This is a genomic window from Fundidesulfovibrio butyratiphilus (assembly GCF_054657235.1).
Window position 1 is genome coordinate 781,718 of the sequence record NZ_BAAHXA010000002.1, and the last position, 25,690, is coordinate 807,407.

Sequence of the window (25,690 nt, forward strand, 5' to 3'; positions counted from 1 at the left end):
CCTACTCCGAAAGGCGTTTCAAGGCAAGCGACAAAGAAAAAACGGCCGGAACATCCGTCCCGGCCGTGGATTTACGTCGAAGAAACAGAGCGCGAAGGCAAATCAGAATTTGTACTTGAAGCCGAAGGCCACCTTCCAGGCGTCGCCGTTGCTGGCGGCGTTGGTGAAGCGCCGGCCCCACACGCTCTGGGAAAAGTTGCCGTGAGACCAACCGGTCTCCATGACCAGGGCCAGATTATCGAACAGATTGTACTTGTTGTCGAAGTTGATGGCCAGCAGGCTTTCGTCGTCGGCCAAGTCGCGTCCCATCTGCACATAGTTGCCGGTGCCATAGACCAGGTTGGCCTGGCGCAGGGCGCGGGGGCTGTTGGTGCCCTGGGCGTAGGTGAAGGCCAGGCGGTGGGTCAGGTCCTTGACGAAGCTGATTTTGTCCAGGCCCACCACGATGCCCAGGCTGCCGATGGGGTTGGTGCCCATGAAGCCGTAGTTGAAGAGCTGGTTGCTGTCGAAGAGGAACGAGTTCATGGGGCCCCAGCAGTTGACGACACTGGGCAGGCGTTCGGACCCGTTGCCCATGGAGCTGTCTTCACCGGAGGAGTACCAGAACGTGGCCTTGGGAGTGAGCATGTCGAATCCGACATATTCGGCGGCCACGTCGAAGAACCAGCCCGATCGCTTGTTTTTGCTGCGGTCGTTGGCGTTGCCTTCGCCGTAGACCACGTCGGCGTAGAACTTGAAGGGGTCGAGGACCGTCACGGCCACCGTGGTTCCGGCCCACCAGAAGGTGTTCATGCTGTTTTTCAGGCTGGCGGGGGCCAGTCCGGTGCCGGCGGAAAACAGGTTATTGTACAAGTTTTCGCTGGTGAAGTCGCCGTTGCCCACCCAGGTCCCGGCGTAGTTGGCGTCGCGCCCGGCCAGGGCGAGCAGGGCCCAGGGCGTGGCTTCGAACCCTTCCACCGTGATGGGCAGGGCCAGGAAAAATCCGTCCAGGGTGTCCACACGCGATGTGGTGGTGGCCTGGAACAGGGCGCCCCCCGCCCGTGTGCCGTCGAGCAGGCGGGTGAAACCGGCCACGACCCTGAAGGCGTCGGTCACGGGCACTTCGACCACGGCGCCGGCGGCCCGGGTGCCGCCGAGCACGACGTTGCCGCCCAGCCAGTCGACGGAGATGGGCATGTCCATATCCTGCAGGCCCACGGTGAATTCGATGTTGGTCGCAGGCCACTTGAACTGGAGGAAGGCCTGGTACACGTCGATGACCACGGCCGGGTTGTCCACGGTGAAGGTGCTGTTGCCCCACGCCCGGTCGTTCACGCGCATGGACAGGCGAAATTTCAGGTTCGAATTGGCCCGGAAGTCCGTGCGCAGGCGAAAGCGCTCGTAGATTTCCATGGGGTCGGCGGTGCGGGTGCCGTTCCGGTTCCAGCCCGTGTATTGGTATTGCGACCAGTAGTTGGCGTAGATGCGGGCGTCGCCGGTCATTTTCACGGTGGTATCAGCGGCCGCCAGGGAAGCGAAACCGAGCGCCAGCGCGGTCAGCCAGCCAAGAACTGCGAGACGTTTCATAAACCTGTTCCTCCTCCTTAGGGACGCGACATGCGCCGGACGTGATCGGGCCGGGCCGGGGCGACGTGAATCAGGGCCCCCCCGACAGGTCATGGACCGGTCTTAGCCTTGCTCCCGTCTCGGAGCAAGGGAAAACGGCTGGGATTTTGACTCCGGTATAATTTTTTTTACCATTCTCCGGTCGCGTTCGTGGGAAGCCCTGGGGCGAGCGGTTCGGCTGTTCGCCAACAACGAAAAACGGCCGGGGCTTTCGCCCCGGCCGTGTGGTTTTTTTACGTCCGGTGAATCTGTACTAGAACTTGTACTGCAGACCGAAAGCGACCTTCCACACGTCGCCGTTGTTGGCTTCGTGGACCATGCGGTTGCCCCACACGGACTTCTGGAAGTTGTAGCCGTGAGCCCAACCGGTCTCAACGATGGCGGCCAGGTTCTCGTAGATGTTGTACTGGTTGTCGAAGCCGATGGCGAAGACGGACTCGTCTTCGGTCAGGTCACGACCCATCTGCACGTAGTTGCCAACGCCGCAGATCAGGTTGGCGTTGCGCAGAGCGCGAGCGGAGTTGTTGCCGTGAGCCCAGGTGAAGGTGATGCGGTGGGTCAGATCCTGCACGAAGCTGATCTTGTCCAGAGCCAGCACGACACCGTAGGAGCCCATGGGGTTGGTGGCCATGTAGCCGTTGCCGTAAGCCTGACCGGAGTCAAACGCGAAGCTGTGGGCGGCGCCCCAGTAAGCGGTGATGGTGGGCATACGTTCGGAACCGTTGCTGGTGGAGTTGTCTTCACCAGAACCGTACCAGAAGGCGATCTGCGGGGTGACCATGTCAAGGCCGGTGTACTCGGCGGCCACGTCGAAGAACCAACCGGAGCGCTTGTTGCGGGTGCGGTCGCTACCGTTGCCTTCGCCGTAGATCACGTCAGCGTAGAACTTGAAGGGGTCCAGAGCGGTCACGGTGAAGGAGCCGCCAACCCACCAGTAGGTGTTCATGCTGTTGCTCAGACCACGAGCGGTGTTGCCGTAAGCGGAAGCGGACAGCAGGTTGTTGCCCAGGTTCCGGTTGTCAGGCTTGGGCGAAGAACCGGTGCCGGTGCCGGCGTAGTTGGCGTCGCGGCCAGCCAGACCCAGAGCGGCCCAGGGCACGGCCTTGAAGCCGTCCACGGTGATGGGCAGAGCCAGGTAGAAAGCGTCGAAGGTGTCCACGCGGGAGGTGGTGTCACGCTGGAACAGAGCGCCGTTGGCGGCGGTGCCGTCGAGCAGGCGGACGAAGCCGGCGTTCACCGCGAAGTTTTCGTTCACGGGGGCGTTCAGGGAGAACTGAGCCGTGGGAGCGCCGCCACCCAGCACGGGGTTGGCGTTGAAGATGCGCGAGGACAGGGGCAGGTTGATGGGGGCCAGACCGGCGGTGAACTCAAGGTCGGTGCCAGGCCACTTGAACTGCAGGTAGCATTCGTACACGTCGATCGACACGGCCGGGTTATCCACGGTGTAGGTGTCGTTACCCCAAGCCCTGTTGTTCACACGGATGCCCAAGCGGAACTTCAGGCCTTCGTTGGCGATGAAGTCGGTGCGCAGGCGGAAGCGTTCCCAGATCACGAAGTCGTCGGCGGTCCGGGTACCGGTGGCGTTCCAGCCGGTGTAGTTCTGATTGTAGAAAAAGTTGCCCCAGATGCGGGCGTCGCCGGTCATCTTCACTTCGGTCGCGGCCGAAGCGATGACGGCGGAGCCCAGCACGGCCAGCATGAGGGCGATGGCGGTAAAGCGCTTCATGAATCTTCTCTCCTTTTGCTGTTCTGTTCAGATACCGGACGCTTTGACGGAAGCTGCAACGTACCAGGGAGCCTCTTCCGTCATTCCACGGCCTCCTTCTACGCTCGGGGAAAACCCTTGGCAAGGAAAAAACGCGGATTTTTTGACAAGGGTAAAAATTTTTTTACGGTGCAAAAATTTGAATTCGCCGGGGGACGGAGTCGTTCAGGCGGGCGCGCCGGGGCGCCAGTCGCGCAGGCGCAATTCTATGGAAGACAAGCCGTTGTAGGTGTCGAGCCGGGGAGTGAAGGCCAGGTGGATGCTTTGTCCGGCCGCCACGTCGCAAAGCTGCTCGGCCATGCGCCAGCCCTTGGCCCGCAAGGTCACGCCCGAGTCCTTGTCGCGCACGTCCAGAAACACGTGCCCTTTGCCGAAGTCGCGCCGGGAGCGCACGTTCACGGCCGGGGAGCGGAACACCGGTTCGGGATTGCCGCAGCCGAACGGGCTCAGCAGGTCGAGTTCCTTGAGCAGGGGTTGGTCTATCAGGCCAAATCCCAGTTCGCCGTCCAGGCGCAGGGTGGGGCGAAGCGGAGCCGCGCCCAGGGTTTGCGCCACGTGCGCGGCGAAGCGTTCGCGCAGGGCGGGCAGGTTTTCCGGGGCGAGGCTCAGGCCGGCGGCCTGGCGGTGGCCTCCGAAACCGAGCAACAGGTCGCTCAAGGCTTCCAGTCCGCCGTGCAGGTCGTATTCCGGGATGGACCGGCCGGAGCCCTTGAGTCTGCCGTTTTCCTCGGTGAGAATGAGCGTGGGGCGGTAGTGGGCCTCCACCACGCGTGAAGCCACGATGCCGATCACACCGGAGTGCCATTCGGGCGCATACAGCACCAAGCCGGCCATGTGGGCCAGTTCGGCGGCCTGTTCCCGGGCCTGGAGGGCGATGGTCTCCTCCTCGCGGCGTCTGGCGGTGTTGTAGGTTTCCAGGGACTGGGCCAGGGGGCGGGCTTCGTCCAGGTCCTTGGCCAGCATCAGGCGCAGGGCCTCGTCGGCCAGGCCCAGGCGTCCGGCGGCGTTGATGCGCGGAGCCAGCCCGAAAACCACCTGCGAGGCCGTGAGCGGGGCCTTGGCCGCGTAGCTGGCCGCCTCTTTGAGGGCCATCACGCCGGGACGGCAGGCCTGGGCGATGAGCAGCAGGCCGTTTTTCACCAACACCCGGTTTTGCCCGCGCAGATTCACCACGTCGGCCAGGGTGCCGAGCGCCGCCAGGTCGAGAAACTGGCGAATGTCCAGGGGGTCTCCGGGCAGCAGGCGATTGAGTTTGGCGGCCAGGAAAAAGGCCACGCCCACCCCGGCCAAGTCGTCGCCGGGACCGCTGCCCAGTTTGGGATTGGCCACGGCCAGTGCCTGGGGCAGTTCGGGACCGGGCAGGTGGTGGTCGGTGATGACCAGGTCGAGCCCCATCGCCCGGGCCTGGCGGGCTTCCTCCACCGCGGTGACGCCCAGGTCCACGGTGATCACGGCGTCCACGCCCTGGTCCTTCAGGGCTTTCAGGCCGTCCGCGTTGAGGCCGTAGCCTTCTTCCAGGCGGGCCGGAATGTGCCAGGCGTGGACCGGGTATCCCCGCCTGCGCAGGAAATCGACCAGCAGGGCGGTGGCGGTCACGCCGTCCACGTCGTAATCGCCCCAGACGGCCAGGCGTTTGCCCGCCGCGATCAGGCCGGCCACGGCCTCGGCCGCCTGGGCGAGGCCGGGCACCTGGTCGGGCTGCATGAGGTGGCGAAGGCCGGGGCAGAGAAAGGCGTCCATGGCTTCCGGGCTGGTCAGGCCGCGACGCCACATGAGGCCGGCCAGCAACGGCGACACGGACAGGTGTTTGGCAAGTTGGTCCAGGTGGTCGGGCAGGGTCGTTTCGGCGCGGTCGCGCCAGGTCTTATGCACGGGCAGCTCCAGAAAGGGGGGAGCGCAGGGCGGATGGCGGGAAAAGCCTCCGGCGGCCGGGAGCGCGGAGCGCCCCAGGTCCCCCCCGGTGGTTTGAAAAAGGGGAATGCGAAATAACAAGCGACGACTCATGGCGCGTGCAAACCGCTAGGCGGCCAGGCCCGAGGAGAGCAGGGCGGGGTTGTTGCGGGTCAGGGCGTCGTCGGCCAAATCCATGGCGGCCCGGTCGTCCAGGCCGAAACGAAGCAGCACCTCCTGCCAGGGACAGGCCACGGGAGCGTCCTGGTCGTTCAGCGCATGGGCCAGGGCGTCGGCCACGCACAGGGTCAGGGCGGCTCGCCGCCCGGAGGGGGCGTGCATGGGGGCGTGGTGCCAGTTGACCGGCTCGGTGAGGCTTTCCGGCAGGTTCCAGGCTCCCAGGACCATGGACCCGATCACCCCGTGTTCAATGCCCCAGTAGTCCTCTTCGGCCTCGGCGTAGGGGATGCGACGTTCCTGGGCCAGATCGCGGATGGCCCGCCAGTCGTCCGGGCTGTGCAGGGCCGTGAGCAGCTTGCCCAGGTCGTGCAGCACGCCGGCGGTGAACAGGGCGTCGGGATCGGGAGCGCCCAGGGTCGGAGCCAGGGCGCGGGCGATGACGGCCACGCTCAACTGATGCTCCCAGTAGGAGCCCAGGTCGAAGTCCTTGGGGAAGCCCTTGCTTTCGGCCAGGGTCTTGACGCCCACCGTCAACACCAGGGTACGCACTTCGGCCAGGCCCAGCACGGCCAGGGCGCGCGACACAGTGGTCACCTTTTGTTGCAGGCCGTAGAAGGCCGAGTTGGCCAGGGCCAGCACCTTGGCGGTCAACCCCTGGTCGTGGCTCAGGGTTTCGGCGATGGTTTCCAGGGGCGTGTCGCTGTCGGGACCGGTTTGGGCGAACAGGGCGGTCAGCAGAGCCGGGGAGTAGGGCAGCTCGTGGCGTAGCGTGGGCAGTTCCAGCAGAAAGCGCTGACCCCGTTCCTGGCTCATGGGGTGTGCTCCGTGGGCGGGATCGCCGGGCCTGCGGTCAGGGGGAAGGCTGCGGCGCGGCGAAACGGCCGGGTGATGCGTTGAAGAACATGTCTCCTGTATTCTATGGGGCCGACTTTAGGCCTTGTCCAGGGGCATGAGCGCCCTCATGTCCGGGTCGTCGCCGGAAACGAGCCCTTTTTCCACCAGATAGCGCACAAATTTGCGGGCTTCCACCAGGCCGGGATTGAGGGTCAGGGCCTTGCGCAGGGAGTCGAGGGCCTTGGCCGGCTCCTGTTGTTCCAGGTAGGCCCGGGCCACATTATAATAGAGGTGTTCGTCCGACTCGCACAGGGTTTCGGCCCGACGATAGTAGTCCAGGGCCTGGGCGTACATCTTGTTCTTGCGCAGGCTGATGCCGAAATCATTGAAGAGGTGCTTGTGCTCGGTGTCGAAGGCCGCGTCCAGGCGCACCAGGCGTTCGAAGATGTCGTTGGCTTTGGTGGATTCCCCGCGGTCCAGGTAGGTCAGTCCCAGGCCGAAGGTGGCGCGCACGTTGTCCTCGTCCACGCGAAGGGCCTGGGTGAATTCCAGCTCGGCGCTGAAGATTTCGCCCTTTTCCCGGTGACGCTCTCCTTTCTGGATGGTGTTGGAGAGCTCCTGCATCTTGGGATAGACGGTGGAGATGTAGAACTCCGGCTCCGGGGCGAATTTGGTGAGCAGGTCCTCCATGGTGATGGTGCGCTTGGGGCCGGACGGCACGTAGTTCTTGTTCAAGGGCTGGATTTCCAGCTCGTTCTCGGCCCGTTCCTTGACGTACCAGTAGGCCTTCTGGATCGTCTTGCGGGTGGTGGTGCCTGTGCCCACCTTGAGCACGGACTGGGTGGAGAAGATGCCCTTCACGGGCTCTCTGCCGGAAGCGGACTTCGCGGTTTGCGGCGTGTCGGCGCCAAGCTCGGTCTGGGTCATGTACGGCTCCGCTTTCAGAAAGGGGAAATGGCCCCGGGTTCAGGCCGGATGCAACAATGGTAGCGTCTGGACGCCCCGCGCGCAAGGCCGTGGCGCGTCACGGGCGCTCCCAGGTGGAGAGCACCGCCTGCACCAGGCCGGGGCGTTTGTCCGGAGCGGTGCGGGCGGCCAGATAGGCGGCGCGGAATTCGTCGTAGGCCGCGTCCAGCGCGTCGTTGACGATGAGGTGCTCGAACCAGTCGGCCTGGGCGATTTCCCCCCGGGCGTTTTTCAGGCGTTTGGCCACGGTTTCCGGGGAGTCCTGCCCGCGCGCGGTCAGGCGCTGGGCCAGGACCGCCTTCGAGGGCGGAAGCAAAAACACGGTCAGTCCCTGTCCCAGGCTGGTCTTGAGGGCTTTGGCCCCCTGCACGTCGATGTCGAAGAGCACATCGTGGCCCCTGTCCAGCAGTTCGAGCACCGCCCGTCTGGTCGTGCCGTAGAGGTTGCCGTGCACTTCGGCCCATTCGACGAAGTCGCCGGCCGCGATTTTGTCTTCAAAGGTTTCCCGGTCGAGAAACACGTAATCCACGCCGTTCACTTCCGCGGGTCTCGGGGCGCGGGTGGTGCAGGAGACGGAAAAGCCCACCTCGGGAAATTCCTGGCGCAGCCGTTTGGCCAGGGTGCCCTTGCCCGCCCCGGAAGGGCCGGCCACAATGATGGCCAGGCCCAGGCGTTCAAGCGTCGCCATCGGCATCCTCCTGCAGAAAACGTTGGGAAATGGTCTCGGCCTGGATGGCCGAAAGCAGGATGTGGTTGGAGTCCGTCACGATGATGGAGCGGGTTTTGCGGCCCTGGGTTGCGTCCACCAGCAGTTTGGCCTCCCTGGCCTCTTCGCGCAGGCGGCGCATGGGCGAAGAGGCGGGATTGACGATGGCCACCACCCGCGATTTCACCACGAAGTTGCCGAAGCCGATGTTGAGCAGTCCCGAACGTTGCACGCGTTTGTCCTATTCGATGTTTTGCGCCTGCTCGCGGCATTTTTCCAGTTCGGCCTTGAAATCCACCACCATGCGACTCACCTCGATGTTTTGGGCCTTGTTGCCCAGGGTGTTGATCTCGCGGAACGTCTCCTGGAGCAGGAAATCGAGTCGTTTTCCCACGTCCGAGGGTTCGGCCAGCAGTTGGCCGATGCGTTCCAGGTGGCAGCCCAGGCGGGTGAGCTCTTCCGAAATGTCGAGCTTGTCGGACAAAACGGCCACTTCCTGCAACACGCGCTCTTCGGAGGGTTCCACGCCGAGCTTTTCCAGCACCGAGGAAAGGCGCGTCCGCAGGGCCTGGAACTTGTCCTCTTTCACCTGGGGGGCCATGCGGAATATTTCCGCCCGCCAGGCTTCCAGCTTGGCCAGCCGGCCGGAGATGTCCCGGGCCAGCAGGTCGCCCTCCCGAAGGCGGGAGGCGCGCAGGTCGGCCATGGCGTCGTCCAGACCCTGTTTCAGGAAGGCGAACAGGTCGGGGTCGGCTTCGGCCCCGCTTTCCTGCCAGAGACATCCGATGGAAAGCAGGCGGGTGTACTCCGGCGTGAAGTCGTGTCCCCGCCTTCTGGCCAGTTCGTCCAGGCTGCGCAGCATGGACTCGGCCAGGGGAAGGTTGAGGCCCACGTCCATGAGGTCGGCCTGGCGCGGTTGGAAGTTGCAGGTGATTTCCAGCCGTCCCCGGTCGGCGTGCTTGCGCACGGTCTTTTCCAATTCGGGTTCGCGGGAACGCAAGAAAGCCGGCAGCCGCCACTTGAGGTCCAGGTAGCGACTGTTGACGGAGCGAACCTCCCAGGTGACGCTGGCGGAGGCGCTTTCACTTTGGTTTCGGCCGAAGCCGGTCATGCTGCGGGGCATTGTCAGGACTCTCGGCGCGCGCTCTGTGCGTGGAGCTTCTCACGGTAGAGGTCGCGCATGCGGGTTAGATGGTTTTGCATCTCTTGGCCCGAATAGTCGGGAAATGTCCAGGGAAGGCTCCGCCAGTCGCCCCGTTGGAAAATCAGGGTCAGGTCGGCGAAAATCCCCCGCCCCAGATAGATGCGGTGGGTGAAGTTCTTGCCCGTGGCCAGGACCAGGCGCTCCTGGGTGAGCAGCCCCGGGTCGAGGTTGAAGGTCCTCGTGCCGTCGGGGCGGGCATAGCGTTTCTCCAGCGCGTTCGTAAAGAGCTTGATCTCGACCAACTCGCTCTGGCCGACCAGGGGGACGAAGCCGACCAGCCGCCTGGCGAGGCCCTCGCCCATTTCCTTGGCGTAGTAGCCGGTCCGGTCGAAGGCCATGGGCTCGCTCAGGTATTGGGCCTGGCCCAGGCGCGCGGTCAGGCGGGCGAGCAGGTCCGGCCACAGGGGGTCTGCGTTCGGGCCGAGCACCGAAAGCACGGCCTGGGCCGGCAGGGGCTCGTGGGGCGTGCTCACGGCGTTTCCACGCGTAGCTCGGCCTCGGTCGCGGCCACGGGGCGCACGGTTGCGAGTTCGCGTCCCGGCGGATAGGGCCCGGAGGCCATGGCGCATTCCACATAGTACTCGCACACCCCGGACCAGGGATCAAGACGCTCCGGCGCGACCGTGAGCGCGGATTTTTCGGCCAACCGGGCGACAAAGTCCAGTTTGCGTCGACGGGTCAGTTCGCGAAGGGCCAGGGAGCGGGCTTTTTTTTCGGCGTCGGGCACTTGGTCCCGGGCCTTGGCCGCCACCGTGCCCGGACGTTTGGAATAGGCGAACACGTGGGCGTAGCTCAAGGGCGCCTGGCGGCAGAAGTCCAGAGTGGCCCGGAAGTCGGCCTCGGTCTCTCCGGGAAATCCCGTGAGGATGTCCGCCCCCAGTCCAAAGGTCGGCCAGGCGCGGCCCAGGCGGTCGAGAAACCCGAGAACGTCTTCGGCGTGGTAGTGGGACCGGCCCATGGCCGCAAGAACCGCCGGCGCCGCGCTTTGCAGGGAGACGTGCAGATGGGGGCAGATCATGCCCGGGCCCTCGGCGGAAGCCTTCAGAACCTCCAGGGCCTTTGGCCCGAGCATGCCCGGATCCAGCGACGACAGGCGCAGTCTGGCCCGTCCGGCCCAGTCCGGGGCCAGGGCGGCTTCCAGGCGGGCGAGCATGTCCCAGAAATCGCCCCCGTCGTCCGGGGCGAGGTACTGGGCCAGGTTGATGCCGGTGAGCACGATCTCGCGGTGCCCCGAATCCAGCACGCGCCGGGCTTCGCTTTCGATGGCGGCCGCAGGGCGCGAGCGCGGCCCCCCCCGGGCCCTGGGCACGATGCAGTAGGTGCAGCAGTGGGAGCAGCCGTCCTGCACCTTGAGGACGGGACGCGAACGGTGGGAGCCGCGTACGGAGAAGTTCGGCCAGGCGTCCTGTTGCGCGTCCCACGCGATATCGGCGTCGGGCAGGGCCGCTTCCCCGGGCCAGCGGGCCAGGCCGGGCTTGAGCGTCTGCGGGACCACCCGGACCACTCCGGGCAGGGCGCGAAACGTTTCGGGGTCCACCTGGGCGGCGCATCCCGCCACCACCACCCGGGCGTTCGGAGCCAGGCGGGCGGCCCGGCGCACGGCGCGACGGCTGTCGGCCACGGCGCCGGCGGTCACCGCGCAGGTGTGGACCAGCGCCACGTCGGCCAGGGCGGGATCGCCCGTCTCTTCGTGCCCCTGGTCGGTCCAGGACTCACGCAGGGATTGGGATTCATATTGGTTGATCTTGCAACCTAATGTGAAAAGATAAAAGCGCATGCCTCGGACTACAGCAAGACACGTCCAGGGGGAAGCCCCAGTCTTTGGCGGGGAGTGAATCTGCATTGCCGATGCACAACGCCGTCTACGCCAAGCAAGTAAAAAAGAGTTATTTACAAATTTTTGAAAATGAGTATGCAGAGCGCTGCTCCTTCGCTTTGGGAGAGAACAGCTAGTATTTCAAGGAGTCCTCATGGATGATTATTTGAAGGAAGCTTTGGAGATCGTCAGGGCCCAGGCCAAAGTGCGGGTCATGACCGCCCAGGAGATCGTGGCCATGGTTCAAAGCCTGGTCGCCGGCCTGAAGGCCGTTGTTGCCGGCGCGACGATCCCCATTGCTGAAGATGCGGCCGGCAAGACCGTCGATCCGAAAAAGGCCGTCCGCGAAAAGAGCATTCTTTGTCTCGAGTCCGGCAAGACCATGAAAGTCATCACCAGGCGTCATTTGGCCAAATTCGGCCTCTCTCCTGACGAGTATCGGGCCAAGTGGGGATATCCCAAGGATATGCCCCTGGTCTGTAAAGAGCTCCAGCGCGCCCGTCGCAAGAAAATGTTGGACATGCGCCTGTGGGAGCGCCGCAAGAAGTAATCCTCCCCCTCGCGCGGCCCCGTTCCACGGAATCCGGGGCCGCGTTCCAGACCCGGCGGCGCGTTTTTTGCGGATGCGTCGCAAGATTGTTCAAAAAGTAACTTTACATTTTTCGTTCGCCGTGATTTTTTGCCACCAGTGGATGTGTCCCCCTCTTGGGTGTGGGCATTCTCCAAAGGAGGCTGGTCGTGAACGGACGCTTCGACCCTTCCCTGCTTTATGCGGAATGCCGCAGGTGCGGACAACCCGTGCTCTGCGTCGGTAACGTGGATGAAGTGCTCCTGTGGCTGGGCGTTCCCGCACAAGCCCTGGATCTGGATATGGATTGCCTGCTGCTCTACGAAAGCTGCCCCAACTGTTCGCCGGGACAACCGGTGGAGCCTCCGCGGCTTGTTCGTCTGGGCCGGCGAGGGCGACGTCAGTCGGCCCACTGAGCGCGCGGGGAAAACGTCGTTTCCTCCACCGACGCGCGTGGGTCGCGTCTTGCGCGGGGAGCGTTCGGCTTTCTGGTTCGTCTTTCGTCGGTTTTTGCCATCATTTCCTTTCGTCTGTCGGAAAACGTCCGACTCGGTTTCCCTGTCCTTCATCCGTTCCCCTTTCTCCGTGCTGCTCCGAGAATGCGCCGGCAAGACGCCCATGAACCGCGCACTTCGAAGCGGACCGCGCGCATGCGGGGAATGGCAATGAAAATCAAGACCGAGGGTGTTCTCCGGGCGCGTCCTGGTGTAAAAGCCGGACATGGAGACGAAACAATCCCACCAAACGGCTGACAGGGAAAAGCATCTCGCGGCGCTCAGTTCCGTGGCGGCGGCGGTCTTTCTCACCGGCATGAAGCTCGTGGTGGGGCTGGCCACCAATTCCCTGGGCATCCTTTCCGAGGCGGCCCACTCGGGGCTGGACCTCCTGGCCGCCGGAGTCACCTATTTCGCGGTGCGCTACTCGTCCCGGCCGGCCGACTCGCGTCATCCCTACGGACACGGCAAGATCGAAAATCTTTCCGCCCTGGTGGAAACCGTGCTGCTTCTTTGCACCTGCGCCTTTATCGTTCACGAGGCGGTGGTGCGCCTGGTGTTTCGGCCCGAAGCCGTGGAGATCACCTGGTGGAGCTTCGCGGTGATGGCGGTTTCCGTTGTGGTGGACGTTTCGCGTTCGAAAATGCTTTCGCGCATGGCCGAAAAGTACAACAGCCAGGCCCTCAAGGCCGACGCGCTGCATTTTTCCACCGATGTGTGGGCCTCGGCCGTGGTCATTTTCGGGCTTGGGTGTCTGGCGTCGGCTCGGTTTCTTCCGCACGGGAGCCTGGCCCGGGACGCTCTCGAACGGGCGGACGCCGTGGCCGCCCTGGGGGTGTGCGTCATTGTGGTCTGGGTGAGCGTCAAGCTCGGGCGCGACGCCGTGGACGCCCTGCTCGACGGCGGTTCCGAGGCCCTGGCGGACCGGGTGCGCGGCGCCGTGGCCGCCCTGCCCGGAGTCGCCGGCGTGGGCCAGGTGCGGGCCAGGTATTCCGGGCCGGCGGCGTTCGTGGACCTTGATTTGGAAGTGCCCCGCGCCTCCAGTTTCGCCCAGGCCCATCAGAGCGCGGCCCAGGCCGAGGCCGCCGTGCGCGTTCTGGCCCCGGGAGCGGATGTGGTGGTGCGCCTGGTGCCGGTGGAGGGCGACGAGACTCTCTTCGAAACCGTGCGCGCCCTGGCGGCCACGCATCACACCGCTGTGCACGGCATCGTTTTGCGCCGGGCCGACTCCGGTCTGCGGCTCGAAATGCACGTGGAAGTCCCCAGGCGGTTGAGCCTGGCCCAGGCCCATGACATGGTGAGCGGTTTCGAGCGGGATCTGTGCGCCGCCTTGGGGACCGACCTGAAGATCGTCAGCCATATCGAGCCGGTGGCCGACGACGCCTGTCCGGCCGAGTCCGACGGACCGGAAGCCGGCGGCGAGGCCGCGGTGCGCCGGAGCCTGGGCCGCCTTGTCTCCCGAATGGCCGAGGTGAGCGATCTGCACGAGCTGAATGTGCACCGGGTGGATGGCAAATACTGCGTGAGTTTCCATTGCCGCATGGCCCCCGGACTCTCCATAGAGGAAGCGCACGCGGCGGCGCAGCGCCTGGAGGAACTGGCCCGGGCCAATATCGACGACTTGGGCCGCGTGATCATTCACGTGGAGCCGGAAATACCCGGCGCGCGCGAGGCGGGGCCGGACTAGGCGGGCAGGGACCGGGCCGGGAGGAAGAGTCGGAGAGGAAGAAGGGCCTCCGGCGGCCCAAGGGGGTGACCCCCTTGGGAATCCCCGTTTGCCTGCGGGAAAGGGGTCGGTCGGGCGGGAAAAAGGACAGGCGCGAAGGGGAAGAGAGGGGGAGAGAGGCATTGTTTCGGGACGTTCCGGGACCGCAAAGCCGGTCCCGGAACGTCCCGAAACGACGCTTCTCCCCCCTTCCCGCCCCGGTCCTCTTCCACCGTTTGGAGCCACCTCTCACGCTCTCAAACGGGGGGGAGCGGGGGGAATCATTCCCCCCGGCCGCCGGAGGCCTTCTTCTCCGCTCCGCCCTGGCCACGCGCTGCGCGTGTTCCATGAGAAAACCCCGGTCGAAGACTTCCGGCCGGGGGGCAGGGCACAAGAGCCGGGGAAGGCGCGATCTTACTTGGCGTACCGCTCGATCCAGGCTTCGGTGGTCAGGCGGGCTTTTTCCATGCGCTCTCTGAAGAGGGCCATTTTCTTGTCCATTTCGGCCCGTTGTTCGGGAGTAAGCAAGGCGCGGAAATCCGAGCGTTCCTTGGCCGAAAGCAGGGCCATCTTTTCTCCGGCTTCGCAGACGGCCTTGTTGGCTTCCTTGATGGCTGTTTCGTTAAACGTTTCGGCTTCCATGGCCTTGTGCATGGTTTCCATGGCCTTGCGCATGGCTTGTCCGGCTTCGCGCAGGGGCTCGCTATTTTTCTTGAGCAACAGGGCCACCGAATGTTTCTGTTCGGCGCTCAGTCCCAGGTCTTCGGCCATCTTGACGAGCGGGCTCAACCGTTCGGGTCCAGGGCCGGGCATGGGTCCGGGACCGGCAAACATGGGCCCGGGACCGCAGGGCATGGGTCCGGGCCAGGGCCCCGGCGCCGGGGCGGACCAGGCGTAATGGGCCGAAACCGCGAGGACCAACACAATCATGGCGATGCGTTTCATGGACGTTCTCCCGTGTATGCGGACGGTGTGTCCGAGCGTGCGTTCAAAGTCCATGTGGCGTGGGGTTTACGCATCGTTACAGCAACACCGGACAATAGGGCGGACTGTAATGTACGGGCGCGTGGGCGGACGCGATCGGGCGGGAGGGGCGATTCTCCTCCAAACGGAAAACGCCGCCCGAAGGCGGCGCTTTCTCTAGAGGCTCTGGAGGATGACACGTGAGTACCTTACAAATAGACGCTCTTTTCTAGGAGTCAAGTACAGCTAGGAGGAAATTCTAAAAAGGAATTTCGCCAGGCCTTGCCAGACAGCGGGACAATTCGAAAGAGCGATGGCGCCGCCGCCCGCGAACACGCGGGAAAAACGCCGTGACCTCGGCCGGTTGAGCCATCTCATGGCGGGATTGCCATGGTCCCTGGCTTGCTGCTACGATCAACCAGGGTATGCCCGTGCGGGCCGCCCGAACTTGGCGTCTTCCGTCCGAAAACGACCCCCTCCGCGCCGTCGGACGCGCGCCGCACAGCCAACCCCAGGGAACCCCGTGAGCGCACACGACACATCTCCCAAAACCTACAAGATCGGTCAAGTGGCCGAAATATTGGGGCTCAAGCCCTTTGTGCTGCGCTATTGGGAAACCGAGTTCCCCATGCTCGAACCCATCCGCACGCCAAAGGGGCAACGCCTCTACACCGACGAACACCTGGAGCTTTTGCGCGTCATCCAGCGCCTGATGCACCAGGAAGGCATGACTCTTGAAGGTGCACGGCGCAAGCTGGCCGAGAAGCAGCGGCGCAATGAACTTAAAACCCTTGTGGAGCGCGAGCTGCTCGCCATTCGCGGCCTGCTGGAGGATGGAAACGACAATGCCGACTAAACGAATTTTCGCGATTTTGATGACATTTGCCCTGTTCGGCGTCTGGGCTCTGGCTACGGCGGCCTCCCAGCCGACTCCGGCGGGCAAGGTCACGGAACTCACCGGACAGGTCGAGGCCAAGGCCGAAGGCCAAAATGCCAGAACCCTGGCCAAGGGCGCGGACATTTTCGCCAAGGACATCATCACCACCAAAACCGACAAGGACAAAGCCAAGATTCTGTTCGCCGACGACTCGGTTTTAGACATCGGCCCCTCGTCCGCCGTGGCTGTGGCCGATTTCGTCTACGACTCCGCGGACGCGGCCAAGTCGCGCCAGAACCTCAAGCTGGGCAAGGGCGTGTTTCGGTACGTGACCGGAAAGGTGGTGGCCCAGAACCCGGACAACCTCAAAATGGAAAGTCCTCTCTCGGTCATCGGCATCCGGGGCACCACCACCGACCACTGGATCAAGGCCGTGCAAAAGACCAAGGACGGACGGACCTACAACGAGGTGGAGTCCGAGTTGCACGCCCTGCGCGCGACCAAGACCGGCAGCCAGGTCATCGTGCAGACCGAGACCGAACGTTTGGTCCTGGCCAAGCCCGGCGACGTGGCCTGGGTGCGGCCCAACCTGCCCGGCCAGGTGCGCCCGCTCACCAAGGAAGAAATGGAAGAATTCTCCAAGGCGCCCTTCGAACGCGACGACTTCGACCCCAGGCCCAGGCGCGGGCTCACCGGCGGAGGGAGCTAGCGCGGCGTCCGGGAAGGACGCGTTGGCGCACTGCGTGGACAACAAAGAGAAATTTTTATTATTCCCCTTGCAAACCATGCGCATGGTTTGCAAGGACGCGACATGCGCGCGGCGGACCGGTCCGGGCCATAGCAGCCCGTTGAAACGTCGATTCTTGCAGCCTGTTCAAAAAACTTGCTGGCAAGGCGCAAGAAAAAATCAAGCCCGAAGCGGAGTTGGCATCCGTTGCGTGTTTGAGCTTTGCGCAGCAACGCAGCCAGCAAGAATTTTTCAACAGGCTGATAGGACAGGCCTCCAACGCTGGACTGTCCGGGGCAACGGGCTTCGGCGGGTTTGAAAAATACCGCATCAACTGTATATACGGCGGAACACCCAAGGGGGAAAGGAAACCATGCGCCATCTCTTCGCCGCGCTCCTGGCGTTCTTCGTGGCCGGAGCGTCCCTGGCCCAGGCCCAGGGGTTCAGCTTCTCGGGCGAGGCCCAAAAAGAGGCCCAAGCCCGCGAACAACGAGCTCAGACCGTTGCGGCCCAACTTTCCGCGCCATGCCGCGCCGCCATCAAGGGCCAAAGGATCGCGCTCATCATCGCCGAGAAGCAGTCCGGCCTGACCCGGGTCAACGCGAGCAACCAGGGCGAGTTGTTTGCGCTGCTCAACTCCCGGTTGCGGGCGCTGGGACTTTCCACCATCACCCAGCAGGAGATCACCGCCCGCATCGCCCGGGCCGAGGCCGAGGCCATCCTGAACAACGACCCCGACGCGGCCATGGCCGCCTCGAAACGCCTGGGAGCCCGGTTCTTTCTCAAGGGCATCATCTCGGCCCGCTCCGGGGCCAACAAGATGGTCCGGGCCAACGAGGTCACCGTGGACGTGCGCCTGACGCTCACCGAGGGCGCGCGGGTCATCTCCCAGGTGCGGGCCACGGGCCAGTCCTGGGCGGGGTCCGACGTGGTGGGCGCGGCCCAGTCCGTGCTCGAAGACCAGGCCGACTCCCTGGTGGCCAAGCTCTATTCGGATTTTTGCGCCCGGGGCCGCAAATGACCCGGACCGTTTTTTTCAACAACCGAATGCGTCGAGGTGTCCGCATGTCGATCACGCGCGTGTCGCTTTCCCTGCTGACCGTTCTGGTCCTGTCTCTGTACCTTCCGTTGGATCGCGCCTGGGCCGAGGCCGGTAAGACCGTCACCATCACCGCCGAGGGTCTGGCCGATCCGAACGCCGAAACCTACAAACGCGACAAGGGCCTGCTCGTCGACGACCTGCGCAAGGACGCCAAGCGTCAGATCCTCGAAAAAGCCGTGGGCTCCTACGTGGAGACGTCCACCCTCATGCAGAACTACGCCCTGGTGCACGACAAGGTGCTTTCGCGCTCCCAGGGACTCATCAAGCGGGTGGTCAAGGAATCCCAGCCCTTTCAGGGCAAGGACGGCTTCGCGCACCTGCTCATGACCGCCGAGGTCTACACCGGAGACGTCAAGGACGCCCTGGGCGAGATGGGCAGGCAGGAACGGGTGAGCCTGCTCAAGGACGTGGGCAACCCGCGCGTGAGCGTGGCCATCGACATCCGCGACGCCGAACGCGGAGAAGGCATCAAGCCCGAACGCTCGGCCGTGGCCGAAAACGTGCTCAAGGACAAGATCAAGGGCTTCGGCTATCGGGTGTGGTCCGCCGGGCAGGGAGCCGGTCCGGGCGGGGCGGACTTCGCCATCACCGGCGAGGCCAAATTCAAGACGGTTTCCATCAAGCTCCAGGCCTCCGGGCTCCAGGTGACGAAGTACGTGCTCACCTCCTGGAGCGTCAAATGCGTCGACGCCCACACCGGCGAGGAGATCTATTTCAACAACAAGGTGCCCCAGCGCCAGAGTTGGGCCGACGAGGACCAGGCCATCCAGGAAATCGGCCAGCTCATCGGATCGGAATTCTCCAAGAGCTTTTTCGAGGACCATCTGCAAACTCCGGCAAAGTACTACCAGGTGCAGGTGGTGGGCCTGCCCGGCTACGACGCGGGGCAACTTTTGCGCAAGGAGTTCATAGGCTTGCGCCCGGTGCTCAACGTGGATTTCCGCGACTTCGACCGCTCGGGCGTGTCGCTTTTCGAAGTGGAGTTCGCCGGTGCGCGCTCCAACTTCAACCAGTTCCTGCAAACGGCCGTGCTGGCGCCGCTCAACCAGAAGATGGGCGGCCAGGCCTTTACCCTGGAGTCGGCGCACGGCAACGTGGTGCGGGTCAGCTACGTCCCGGTCCGGGGCGAGGACTTCGCGAAGCGCATCGAGGCCCTGCCTCCGGCCGGACTGGCCGCAGCCTCGCCCGAACGGCTGCGCGAAGTGGTCAAGAGCGATGAAGCCAAGGCCAAGATCAAAGAACTCTCTCCCCAGGCGGAAAGCGCGCTTTCCGGACAGGGAGGAGCGACTCCGGTCAAGGCGCTCGACGCCGTGAAAAACTTCTGAAAACGCCACCCGGCGTGCTAGGCAAAGGGAGAAACAGGTGACTACCCGCCGCGCGCGGTGCATCCCGAAAACGGACAACGCTTTCGCAAGGAGTGCGACATGACCAAACGGACGGTACTTTTTCTCATCCTCTTGGCCTTTGTGGCCCTGGCCGGCTGCCAGAGCGCCTCGCAAAAGGCCAATCAGCAGGCCGACCAGGCCATGTACCAGCCCGTGACCTACGCCAACGCGAGCAAACCAGGCCCGCAGGTGGTGGTCATACCCGGTGCGGTGAAGAGCATGAACGCCACCTTCGCGCAGAAGTACGGCCCCAACAACATCGCCGACTTCGCCGAACTCGAACTGGGCAGGGACAACTTTCAGGTGCTGGAACGCCAGGACCTGGGCAGCATGTTGCAGGAAATCGAAGTGGCCGCCAACCTGGGCGACGCGCAAACCCTCCAGAAGTTCAAGCGGGGCCGGTTCCAGGCCACCAACTGGCTCATCCGCTTCGACGTGCTGCGGGCCGAACCCGTAGCCAACGTGCAAAAGAGCTTCGACGGCTCGTACCTGGGCGGCGTGATCGGCGGCATCGTGGGCCACACCACGGGCAGCGCGGGCCTGGGCATCGCCTCGGGCGCGGGCACGGCGTCCATCAAGTCCGAAGATGCCGCCGGCGTGTGGATCGTGGGCATGCGCTACAAGGTGTTCGACGCCAACACCGGCGAACAGAAGGCCACCGGCTACTTCGAAGACAAGATGGAAATGGGAACCCGGGGCGGCGCGGTGCTGGGCGTGAGCGAAAAGACCACCTCCGGCGTCACCCTGGACACCCTGGTGCAGCGTCTTATCCAGATGTGCGTGTCCGACCTCGACAAAATGAAATAAGCCCGGAAACGACGACAAAGACAGGAGAAGCCATGCGCAACGTCGCCGCGCTTTTCGCCATCCTGGCGGTCCTGACGCTTTCCCTGGCGGGGTGCGCCAGAAAAGCCCCGCCCCCTCCGCCCGAACCCACGGCGCAGGAGTTTTTCGACGCCGGACTGGTGGCCTTTCGCCAGGGCAACTACGCCTACGCGTCGGGGCAGTTCGAGCAGGCCGTGTTCAAAAGCGCCAGCATGAGCGAAGCCCAGTACTATCTGGGACTCTGCCACTGGAAGTTGAACCAGCCCGACAAGGCCCGGCAGGCCTTCGTGGATGTGCTCAACCTGAATCCCTCGAACCCCCAGGCCAGGGAGTCGTTGGGCATCCTGCTCTACAGCCAGGGGCGCTACGACGAGGCCAGAAAACAACTGGAAATCGCCCGGGGGTTGAATTCCGTCAACGTGGAGGTCTACCTGGCCCTGGGGAGAATCTACCTCATGGAGTCGCGGTGCGCCGATGCCGCGGAAGCCCTTTCGCGCGGCCTGACGCTTGATTCGTCCAACCCCGCCCTGAAGGCCGATCTGCAAACGGCCAAAACCCGCTGCGGCAAGGCCAAGCGTTCCGGCAAATTCCGGCGCAAGGCGTCGCACAGGGCGGCAAAACCGGCGAGCCCCTCCAGTCTGCAGGGGGGAGCCGCGCCGATGAACCCGGGATCATTCTGAAATGCGAAATCCCCTGTACGCGGCGGCCGGGGCCCTGACCCTGGCCGCCCTGCTCGCGACGGCGGGAGCGTTCGTCACGCCCGCCCGGGCCCAGCAAACTTCGGGACCGCTCCCCGTGCCCACGGCCGCGCCGGCCGCGCACAGGGGCGGCAACAGGGCGCTCATGGAAGATTGGGCGCGCCAGAAGCGTCTGGTGCGCGACCAGGCCCACCTGGCCCTCAAGCGTCTGAACGCCCTGCCGCGCACCGGGCAGGTCCTTGTGGAGGCCACCCTGTTGCCTGACCCCAAACATCCGGGCCAAACCGTGGTGCGCATCGATTCGCTCCAGGTGCGCGACACCTCGACCCCGGGAGTCGACGCCCCCGCGCGTGAGGTTCTGCCTCCGACCGGCCCGGATTCGGGCAAAGACACGTCCGGCGAGGGACGCCGGGTGAACGAGACCTTTTCCATTGTCGACGGCCAGTTGCGGGCCAAGCCCTGATCGGCATCGTCCCGGTCCACACCCGCCCGAACCGTTCGCACTTTCATACGGAGGAAACCCCATGCAGCGCCCAGTCGCAATCCTCGCCATCTGCCTGGCCCTTTTTCTGACGGGCTCCCCCGTCCTGGCCCAGGGCAACAAGCAGCTCATGAGCGAAAAAATGGCCACCCAGGACCTGAAACGCAACCTGATCGAGGCCGTGGTCGGCTACAAGCTCAAAAGCTCCACCGAGTCCGGCCTGACCGAAGACGCCCAATACAAGGCCGACACCGTGGCCAAGTCCATTCTCAAGGGCGTTACCGTGGATAAGATGATCTATGACCGCGAAAAGGACATCGCCCTGTGCTTCGGACACGTGGACCTGGGACAACTGGTCAACGTGCTCGGTGAACGCATGGACCTGCGCGACGTTCGCGTGGAAGGCTTCGGGTTCGGCACCATGACCGAATCGTCGCGCCCACCCCTTCGCGCCCTGCGCGCCGCCCAGATCAACGCCTACGACCAGATGGCCGCGCTTCTGGTGGGCGAACGCATCTATTCGCGCTCCACCACGGAAAATTTCGTCCTCACCAAGGACGTCAACCGGTCCCTGGTCTGCGCCGCCGTGTTCGGAGCCTATGTGCCCCATCCCGCGCTCAACGACCCGCAACGCGGGTGGGGCTGGGACGAAAACGGCAACGCCTTCCTGAAGCTCGAAATGGACGCCCGCAAGGTCCGCGACATGCTGGGCAACCTGGTGGTTCACAAGACCGAGAACATCCTTGAAGTCACCGGGCGCGGCGCCCAGGTGGACGAAGTGACCCCCGAACAGCAACAGCAGCGCGACGGCGGCAAGGCAAACCTCACCCGGGATTCGGGATCGAAGACCCAGTTCATGGATCTGGTCGTTCCCGGAAGCCAGCCCGCGCCCCAGGACTTGAGCGGCAAGTCGGCTCAGTAAGAGGAAGAAGGAAGAGAAGCGTTAAGATGCCTCCGGCGGCCGGGGGTGGAGCCCGCCCCCGGACCCCCGCGTCATGGGTTTCGTCGGCGAGGCTTTTCTGCGGGGGAGTTTGGGGGGGACGCTGACGTTATGTTCGAGTTCGCGAGATTTTTTAGCCAGGCGGTCCTCCCCATAATCGAGGGGGTCCAGGGGGAATCATTCCCCCCGGATTTCTTTTCCTTTTTTCTTTTCCCATGACCCCGCCAACACGCGTCGTCACCAAGGCCGAAGCGGGCCAGAAGCTCACGCAGTATTTGGGGCGGGTGCTGGAAGGCGAGGTCCCCCGTTCGGCCTTGATGCGTTGGATTCGCACCGGCCAGGTGCGGGTGGACGGCCGCCGGGCCGGGCCTTTTGACCGGCTGGAGCAGGGCCAGACCGTGCGCGTGCCGCCGTTTGCCGTTTTGCGCTGCGCGGCGGGACATCGGGACGGCGCCGAACCGACAACGGGCGCGCCTGAAGACGGCTCACTGGGCGAGGCGGCGACCATCCCGGAACCGAGCCTGACGCAGCGCCTGCTTCGGGCCGGCCTGGCCGCCGCGGCCGAAACCGACGACCTCCTGGTACTGGTCAAACCGGCCGGATTGCCCGTCCATCCGGGCAGCGGCTGGACCGACTCGGTGCAGACCCGCATCACGCAAAGCTGTCCTCCCGGCGGCTTCACGCCCACCATCGCCCACCGGCTGGACCGGGACACCTCGGGCCTGCTGCTGGTGGCCAAGACCTTTCAGGCCCTGGCCCGCGCCCACGAAGGGTTCAAGTCCGGGCGGATCGTGAAGGAATATCTGGCCTGGGTGCGCGGCCGTTTCGACCTCTGTCCGGTGGGACAAGGCGTGGAACTGCGCGACCTGGTGGCCAAGACCGGACCGCACGGCGCGCAACGCATGGCCGCCGGACAGGGCAAAGCCGCCTGGCTGACCGCCTGGCCCCTGCGGGTCGAGGCGAAGCGCTCGCTTCTTCGGGTGCGCCTGGGCACCGGACGCACCCACCAGATACGGGTTCAGTTGGCCTCGCGGGGGTTTCCCCTTTTGGGCGACGCCAAGTACGGGGGGGGCAAGGGACCTCTCTTCCTGCACGCCTGGCGACTCACCCTGGAAGGCGCGCAGGTGTCGTGCCCGCCGCCCTGGCCCGAGGGTTTCCAGCCGCCGGCGTGATGCGTCCGTTTCAGGGCATGGCCGGTCGCCCGCCGGGAAATCCTGGAGCCGGACGGATGCGGTGGGCGGGGGAGGGGGCGTGCGGCGTGGAGTGCGCGAAGGACGCGGCCTCAACCCGAATCCCTCGCGTGAGGCGGCACGGAGACGAAACGGACGGTCCGTTTCCGGGGATCGAACAGAACGAATCGGGACCGGCGCCGGTTCCAGCGAACGCCTCGCCCGTCAGCGGGCGGCGTCCGGTGACCGCGCAACCGGTTAGCGCGATCCCGAGGCTTTGATGCAGTCAGCGCGGAAGCAACAATCGTCCTGTCCGCAGACGTTCCACAGGCCTCTTGCAAAGCAGGGATCGAACCCTTCCGCCGTCTGAACGGCGCGTACGGCGTTTATCTTGGTCCATCCTACGCCGACCTTGACGCCCACGCTTTTGGCCTTTTCGCGAATCTCTTTCATTGTCATGGCGTTTGGCCTCCTTGGCGAATGCTTACGGTTTCGGCTGTAGTTCATCTTGTGTTGCGAATCAATGCGTCCACAGAGAAATCTGCGTTACCTCGACAGCGAAGCGGACTCGCCTAGTCCATGCGCAGGCCCCGCTCCCTGTTTTGCCTGAGGTGCCACTCGAAAAGGCGCTCGCTCATTTCGCCGACCACGTTGTCTTTCACCTCGGCCATGGGGATGGAGCCGTCGGCGCGGGGCGTGCCGACCCGTTCGAACTCCAGGCCCACGGAGATATCGCGGGTTACGGGGTCCATCTGGGCGCGTACGATGCGGGCCGTGAGCCAGAGTTGTTCGGGCTGGTTGCGCATGGGCTCGGCAAAACGGATGTACACGGTGACCAGGCTGTCGGGCGCGGGCGTGAATCCCCGCTCCTGGGAAAGGCGCCGGGTCACGAACAGCCCCATCCCGCCGGCCGAGAAATTTTCCAGCCGACACAGCGCCGTTTGGCGCAGGTCCGCGAAGCGAAGCAGCGGCGGCGCATCCGGCGTCTGGAAGGCGTCGTCTCCCGGCCACAGGCGCAGGTCCGAGAACCAGGCGGCTTCGGGGCGCATGCGAAGGCTTTTGCGACGCTGGGAGCGCTCCACCTTGTCCGGCAGGGTGGTGACGAAAAACAGGGCCCCGTTCTTGCCCAGGGCCGTGCGCGTCACCTGGACGGTGAAGGCGAAAAAGCCCGTGTTCCCCTTGCCTTCCCGGATGCGAAAATGACAATGCACCTGCGCGCCCACAAACCGGGCGGCCGGCTCCTTGATGCCGTAGACGTCGAGGACGAGCTGGTTTTCGCCCACGCCGCTCAGGGCGCAGCTCAAACCCTTGAGCGTGGTGACTTCGGGCGGGAACTCCATGTCCATCTTGGCCCGTTGGGCCAAGGCCTGGTCGAGCACTTCCCGCGAGTGGTCGTCGAGGGACGAAGCCTTGCGCTTGAACAGGTCGAAAATCATACGGCCGCCTGGATGTGGGGTTGTCGATCCCAATCGCGGAGGAAACCGCGCCTTGCGCCACCCTGTATGGCAAGATGCGTATTGCTTTTTGTTAGTGGCCGGGCCATCCCGGATGTCATGTTCCATCGTCTGGTTTTTGACAAGGCCACAACACTCTATAGGCGATAACGCCCTTCACGCAAGGGCAGGAGATGCAAAAGCTCGGCCAAGGCCTTCAACCGGCAAAAAAGAACCGCGCGGCGAGGATGCCACGGCCGAGGCACGCGTGAGGGAGGCGATTTTTTTCGCGATCAGTCCGCGTACAGTTCGCCCGGACCGGGCATGAAGGCCCGCAAGAGCGGCAGGTCGGAGTCGAGCGCCTGTCGCGCGTCGCCCTCGAAGACGATGCGCCCGCCGTCGAGCAGGGCGATTTTTTGGGCGATGTGGAACACGTCGGGCACGTCGTGGCTGACCATGACCGCGGTAAAACCGAAGGCCCGGCGCGAGTCGTCCACCAGTTTGAACACGGCCCGCTTGCGCAGGGGATCGAGCCCGGTGGTGGGCTCGTCGAAGAGCACGATGCGCGGCTCGGTGACCAGTGCCCTGGCCAGGGCCACGCGTTTTTGCATGCCGCCGGAGAGTTGAGACGGAAATTTGGCGGGCACGTCCGCCAGTTCCAGCCGGGTGAGGATGCCCATCACCCGGGAGCGCACTTCGGCTTCGGGCATATGGAATTTTTCGCGCAGGGGCAGGGCAACGTTGTCGAACACGGTGAGCGAATCGAACAGGGCCATGCTCTGGAACATGTACGACATGCCGGAACGCAAGGTGCGCAGGCTGGTCCTGTCCATGTCCCCCAAGGGCCGCCCCTCGAACCAGACATCGCCCGAGTCCGGGCGTATCAGGCCGATGATGTGGCGCAACAGCACGCTTTTGCCTTCACCGCTGCGCCCGATGATGGCCGTGAGTCCGCCGGCGGGAATGGACAGGTTCACGCCGGACAGGACGGGCTTGCCCTGAAAGGATTTGCGCAGGTCGCGGATTTCAATGAGAGATGCGCTCACGTGTCGGCCTCCGTGGCACGTTGTACCCAAGCGGCGGGCAAATGCAACCGGCGACGGCTTCCAGGGAATGGCATGATATTTGCTTTCGAATTATTCACCGACTCGAACTAAAGGAAACGGTCAAAATTGCCGATAAATCATTTGACGACCGAATGATCGACCGGGATTCGTTCCCATCATCCGGCTGAAATGACACTGGAAAAGAATGCCATGCAACCTCTTGTTATTCCATGTGAACTCAAGTAGGTGGATACGATTCGGCTCCAGACGGGCTCCCGGGTGGCGTTCATGTCCCAAATGATCGATGAGGA

26 protein-coding genes are annotated in these 25,690 nt (G+C 64.4%); 12 read left to right on the forward strand and 14 right to left on the reverse strand.

The window, feature by feature from the left end; all coding sequences use genetic code 11:
• Positions 1-102 precede the first annotated feature (102 nt).
• The 10 genes from ACYQ01_RS14555 to ACYQ01_RS14600 all read right to left on the reverse strand — a co-directional run bounded on the left by ACYQ01_RS14555 (position 103) and on the right by ACYQ01_RS14600 (position 10,927).
• Positions 103-1,566 carry an outer membrane homotrimeric porin gene (locus ACYQ01_RS14555; RefSeq protein ID WP_459934582.1) on the reverse strand — a complete coding sequence of 488 codons (1,464 nt, stop codon included), beginning with the start codon at positions 1,564-1,566 and terminating at the stop codon, positions 103-105.
• A 292-nt stretch (positions 1,567-1,858) separates the two neighbouring features.
• Positions 1,859-3,331, reverse strand: coding sequence for an outer membrane homotrimeric porin (locus ACYQ01_RS14560; RefSeq protein WP_459934583.1), 1,473 nt, complete (start codon positions 3,329-3,331; stop codon positions 1,859-1,861).
• 204 nt (positions 3,332-3,535) lie between these two features.
• Positions 3,536-5,242 (reverse strand): single-stranded-DNA-specific exonuclease RecJ, encoded by a 1,707-nt coding sequence (gene recJ / locus ACYQ01_RS14565; protein ID WP_459934584.1) that lies wholly within the window; start codon positions 5,240-5,242, stop codon positions 3,536-3,538.
• A gap of 147 nt (positions 5,243-5,389) precedes the next feature.
• Positions 5,390-6,253: an HDOD domain-containing protein gene (locus ACYQ01_RS14570; RefSeq protein ID WP_459934585.1), complete on the reverse strand. Its 864-nt coding sequence runs from the start codon at positions 6,251-6,253 to the stop codon at positions 5,390-5,392.
• Positions 6,254-6,370: 117 nt separating this feature from the next.
• On the reverse strand, positions 6,371-7,201 hold the full coding sequence (locus ACYQ01_RS14575) for a tetratricopeptide repeat protein (RefSeq protein WP_459934586.1): 831 nt from the start codon (positions 7,199-7,201) through the stop codon (positions 6,371-6,373).
• Between the two features lie 97 nt (positions 7,202-7,298).
• Positions 7,299-7,928 (reverse strand): guanylate kinase, encoded by a 630-nt coding sequence (gmk, locus tag ACYQ01_RS14580; protein WP_459934587.1) that lies wholly within the window; start codon positions 7,926-7,928, stop codon positions 7,299-7,301.
• Positions 7,915-8,178, reverse strand: coding sequence for a DUF370 domain-containing protein (locus ACYQ01_RS14585; RefSeq protein WP_459934588.1), 264 nt, complete (start codon positions 8,176-8,178; stop codon positions 7,915-7,917). Before ACYQ01_RS14585 ends, gmk begins: the two co-directional genes overlap by 14 nt.
• Before the next feature lie 9 nt (positions 8,179-8,187).
• Positions 8,188-9,069, reverse strand: a complete 882-nt coding sequence (locus ACYQ01_RS14590) for a YicC/YloC family endoribonuclease (protein ID WP_459934589.1) — start codon at positions 9,067-9,069, stop codon at positions 8,188-8,190.
• A 2-nt stretch (positions 9,070-9,071) separates the two neighbouring features.
• A complete protein-coding gene (locus tag ACYQ01_RS14595) occupies positions 9,072-9,623 on the reverse strand; it encodes a DUF4416 family protein (protein ID WP_459934590.1) in 552 nt (183 codons plus the stop codon).
• Positions 9,620-10,927, reverse strand: coding sequence for a MiaB/RimO family radical SAM methylthiotransferase (locus ACYQ01_RS14600; RefSeq protein ID WP_459934591.1), 1,308 nt, complete (start codon positions 10,925-10,927; stop codon positions 9,620-9,622). The genes ACYQ01_RS14595 and ACYQ01_RS14600 overlap by 4 nt, the downstream gene beginning before the upstream one ends.
• A 193-nt stretch (positions 10,928-11,120) precedes the next feature.
• On the opposite strand from ACYQ01_RS14600, the gene ACYQ01_RS14605 reads away from it, so the two are divergent.
• From ACYQ01_RS14605 to ACYQ01_RS14615, 3 genes are all read left to right on the forward strand, one after another.
• Entirely contained in the window at positions 11,121-11,516 is a 396-nt protein-coding gene (locus ACYQ01_RS14605; RefSeq protein ID WP_459934592.1) for a Ros/MucR family transcriptional regulator, read from the forward strand.
• A gap of 188 nt (positions 11,517-11,704) precedes the next feature.
• A complete protein-coding gene (locus ACYQ01_RS14610) occupies positions 11,705-11,950 on the forward strand; it encodes a hypothetical protein (RefSeq protein WP_459934593.1) in 246 nt (81 codons plus the stop codon).
• A gap of 304 nt (positions 11,951-12,254) precedes the next feature.
• Positions 12,255-13,715, forward strand: a complete 1,461-nt coding sequence (locus tag ACYQ01_RS14615; RefSeq protein WP_459934594.1) for a cation diffusion facilitator family transporter — start codon at positions 12,255-12,257, stop codon at positions 13,713-13,715.
• A gap of 432 nt (positions 13,716-14,147) precedes the next feature.
• Here the strand turns inward: ACYQ01_RS14615 and ACYQ01_RS14620 are convergent, their stop codons facing one another.
• Positions 14,148-14,678, reverse strand: a complete 531-nt coding sequence (locus tag ACYQ01_RS14620; protein WP_459934595.1) for a Spy/CpxP family protein refolding chaperone — start codon at positions 14,676-14,678, stop codon at positions 14,148-14,150.
• Positions 14,679-15,219: 541 nt separating this feature from the next.
• Between ACYQ01_RS14620 and ACYQ01_RS14625 the strand changes: the two genes are divergently transcribed.
• The 9 genes from ACYQ01_RS14625 (at position 15,220) to ACYQ01_RS14665 (ending at position 22,903) form a co-directional block, all read left to right on the forward strand.
• Complete coding sequence (locus ACYQ01_RS14625; protein ID WP_459934596.1) at positions 15,220-15,552, forward strand: MerR family transcriptional regulator; 333 nt, start codon at positions 15,220-15,222, stop codon at positions 15,550-15,552.
• A gap of 19 nt (positions 15,553-15,571) precedes the next feature.
• Entirely contained in the window at positions 15,572-16,282 is a 711-nt protein-coding gene (locus ACYQ01_RS14630; protein ID WP_459934597.1) for a FecR family protein, read from the forward strand.
• Between the two features lie 391 nt (positions 16,283-16,673).
• Positions 16,674-17,321 (forward strand): hypothetical protein, encoded by a 648-nt coding sequence (locus ACYQ01_RS14635; protein ID WP_459934598.1) that lies wholly within the window; start codon positions 16,674-16,676, stop codon positions 17,319-17,321.
• 44 nt (positions 17,322-17,365) lie between these two features.
• Positions 17,366-18,727, forward strand: coding sequence for a hypothetical protein (locus ACYQ01_RS14640; protein ID WP_459934599.1), 1,362 nt, complete (start codon positions 17,366-17,368; stop codon positions 18,725-18,727).
• A 99-nt stretch (positions 18,728-18,826) separates the two neighbouring features.
• A complete protein-coding gene (locus ACYQ01_RS14645) occupies positions 18,827-19,594 on the forward strand; it encodes a hypothetical protein (RefSeq protein WP_459934600.1) in 768 nt (255 codons plus the stop codon).
• 32 nt (positions 19,595-19,626) lie between these two features.
• Entirely contained in the window at positions 19,627-20,292 is a 666-nt protein-coding gene (locus ACYQ01_RS14650) for a tetratricopeptide repeat protein (RefSeq protein ID WP_459934601.1), read from the forward strand.
• A gap of 1 nt (position 20,293) precedes the next feature.
• Positions 20,294-20,773, forward strand: a complete 480-nt coding sequence (locus ACYQ01_RS14655) for a hypothetical protein (protein ID WP_459934602.1) — start codon at positions 20,294-20,296, stop codon at positions 20,771-20,773.
• A 61-nt stretch (positions 20,774-20,834) separates the two neighbouring features.
• Positions 20,835-21,713, forward strand: coding sequence for a hypothetical protein (locus ACYQ01_RS14660; protein ID WP_459934603.1), 879 nt, complete (start codon positions 20,835-20,837; stop codon positions 21,711-21,713).
• A gap of 233 nt (positions 21,714-21,946) precedes the next feature.
• Positions 21,947-22,903 (forward strand): RluA family pseudouridine synthase, encoded by a 957-nt coding sequence (locus tag ACYQ01_RS14665; protein ID WP_459934604.1) that lies wholly within the window; start codon positions 21,947-21,949, stop codon positions 22,901-22,903.
• Between the two features lie 255 nt (positions 22,904-23,158).
• Here ACYQ01_RS14665 and ACYQ01_RS14670 read toward each other — a convergent pair whose 3' ends face one another.
• The 3 genes from ACYQ01_RS14670 to ACYQ01_RS14680 all read right to left on the reverse strand — a co-directional run bounded on the left by ACYQ01_RS14670 (position 23,159) and on the right by ACYQ01_RS14680 (position 25,379).
• Complete coding sequence (locus ACYQ01_RS14670) at positions 23,159-23,359, reverse strand: hypothetical protein (RefSeq protein ID WP_459934605.1); 201 nt, start codon at positions 23,357-23,359, stop codon at positions 23,159-23,161.
• 113 nt (positions 23,360-23,472) lie between these two features.
• Positions 23,473-24,336: a PilZ domain-containing protein gene (locus tag ACYQ01_RS14675; protein ID WP_459934606.1), complete on the reverse strand. Its 864-nt coding sequence runs from the start codon at positions 24,334-24,336 to the stop codon at positions 23,473-23,475.
• 290 nt (positions 24,337-24,626) lie between these two features.
• Entirely contained in the window at positions 24,627-25,379 is a 753-nt protein-coding gene (locus ACYQ01_RS14680) for an ABC transporter ATP-binding protein (protein WP_459934607.1), read from the reverse strand.
• Positions 25,380-25,690 lie beyond the last annotated feature (311 nt).

What these genes read in the sequence shown, in the direction of transcription:
- ACYQ01_RS14615 (WP_459934594.1), top strand. Translation starts at nt 12,255, where the DNA reads ATGGAGACGAAACAATCCCACCAAACGGCTGACAGGGAAAAGCATCTC.
- ACYQ01_RS14660 (WP_459934603.1), top strand. Translation starts at nt 20,835, where the DNA reads ATGCAGCGCCCAGTCGCAATCCTCGCCATCTGCCTGGCCCTTTTTCTG.
- ACYQ01_RS14635 (WP_459934598.1), top strand. Translation starts at nt 16,674, where the DNA reads ATGCGCCATCTCTTCGCCGCGCTCCTGGCGTTCTTCGTGGCCGGAGCG.
- ACYQ01_RS14650 (WP_459934601.1), top strand. Translation starts at nt 19,627, where the DNA reads ATGCGCAACGTCGCCGCGCTTTTCGCCATCCTGGCGGTCCTGACGCTT.
- ACYQ01_RS14590 (WP_459934589.1), bottom strand. Translation starts at nt 9,069, where the DNA reads ATGCCCCGCAGCATGACCGGCTTCGGCCGAAACCAAAGTGAAAGCGCC.
- ACYQ01_RS14645 (WP_459934600.1), top strand. Translation starts at nt 18,827, where the DNA reads ATGACCAAACGGACGGTACTTTTTCTCATCCTCTTGGCCTTTGTGGCC.
- ACYQ01_RS14555 (WP_459934582.1), bottom strand. Translation starts at nt 1,566, where the DNA reads ATGAAACGTCTCGCAGTTCTTGGCTGGCTGACCGCGCTGGCGCTCGGT.
- ACYQ01_RS14600 (WP_459934591.1), bottom strand. Translation starts at nt 10,927, where the DNA reads ATGCGCTTTTATCTTTTCACATTAGGTTGCAAGATCAACCAATATGAA.
- ACYQ01_RS14605 (WP_459934592.1), top strand. Translation starts at nt 11,121, where the DNA reads ATGGATGATTATTTGAAGGAAGCTTTGGAGATCGTCAGGGCCCAGGCC.
- gmk (WP_459934587.1), bottom strand. Translation starts at nt 7,928, where the DNA reads ATGGCGACGCTTGAACGCCTGGGCCTGGCCATCATTGTGGCCGGCCCT.
- ACYQ01_RS14620 (WP_459934595.1), bottom strand. Translation starts at nt 14,678, where the DNA reads ATGAAACGCATCGCCATGATTGTGTTGGTCCTCGCGGTTTCGGCCCAT.
- ACYQ01_RS14560 (WP_459934583.1), bottom strand. Translation starts at nt 3,331, where the DNA reads ATGAAGCGCTTTACCGCCATCGCCCTCATGCTGGCCGTGCTGGGCTCC.
- ACYQ01_RS14670 (WP_459934605.1), bottom strand. Translation starts at nt 23,359, where the DNA reads ATGACAATGAAAGAGATTCGCGAAAAGGCCAAAAGCGTGGGCGTCAAG.
- ACYQ01_RS14665 (WP_459934604.1), top strand. Translation starts at nt 21,947, where the DNA reads ATGACCCCGCCAACACGCGTCGTCACCAAGGCCGAAGCGGGCCAGAAG.
- ACYQ01_RS14675 (WP_459934606.1), bottom strand. Translation starts at nt 24,336, where the DNA reads ATGATTTTCGACCTGTTCAAGCGCAAGGCTTCGTCCCTCGACGACCAC.
- ACYQ01_RS14575 (WP_459934586.1), bottom strand. Translation starts at nt 7,201, where the DNA reads ATGACCCAGACCGAGCTTGGCGCCGACACGCCGCAAACCGCGAAGTCC.
- ACYQ01_RS14630 (WP_459934597.1), top strand. Translation starts at nt 15,572, where the DNA reads ATGACATTTGCCCTGTTCGGCGTCTGGGCTCTGGCTACGGCGGCCTCC.
- ACYQ01_RS14655 (WP_459934602.1), top strand. Translation starts at nt 20,294, where the DNA reads ATGCGAAATCCCCTGTACGCGGCGGCCGGGGCCCTGACCCTGGCCGCC.
- ACYQ01_RS14570 (WP_459934585.1), bottom strand. Translation starts at nt 6,253, where the DNA reads ATGAGCCAGGAACGGGGTCAGCGCTTTCTGCTGGAACTGCCCACGCTA.
- ACYQ01_RS14640 (WP_459934599.1), top strand. Translation starts at nt 17,366, where the DNA reads ATGTCGATCACGCGCGTGTCGCTTTCCCTGCTGACCGTTCTGGTCCTG.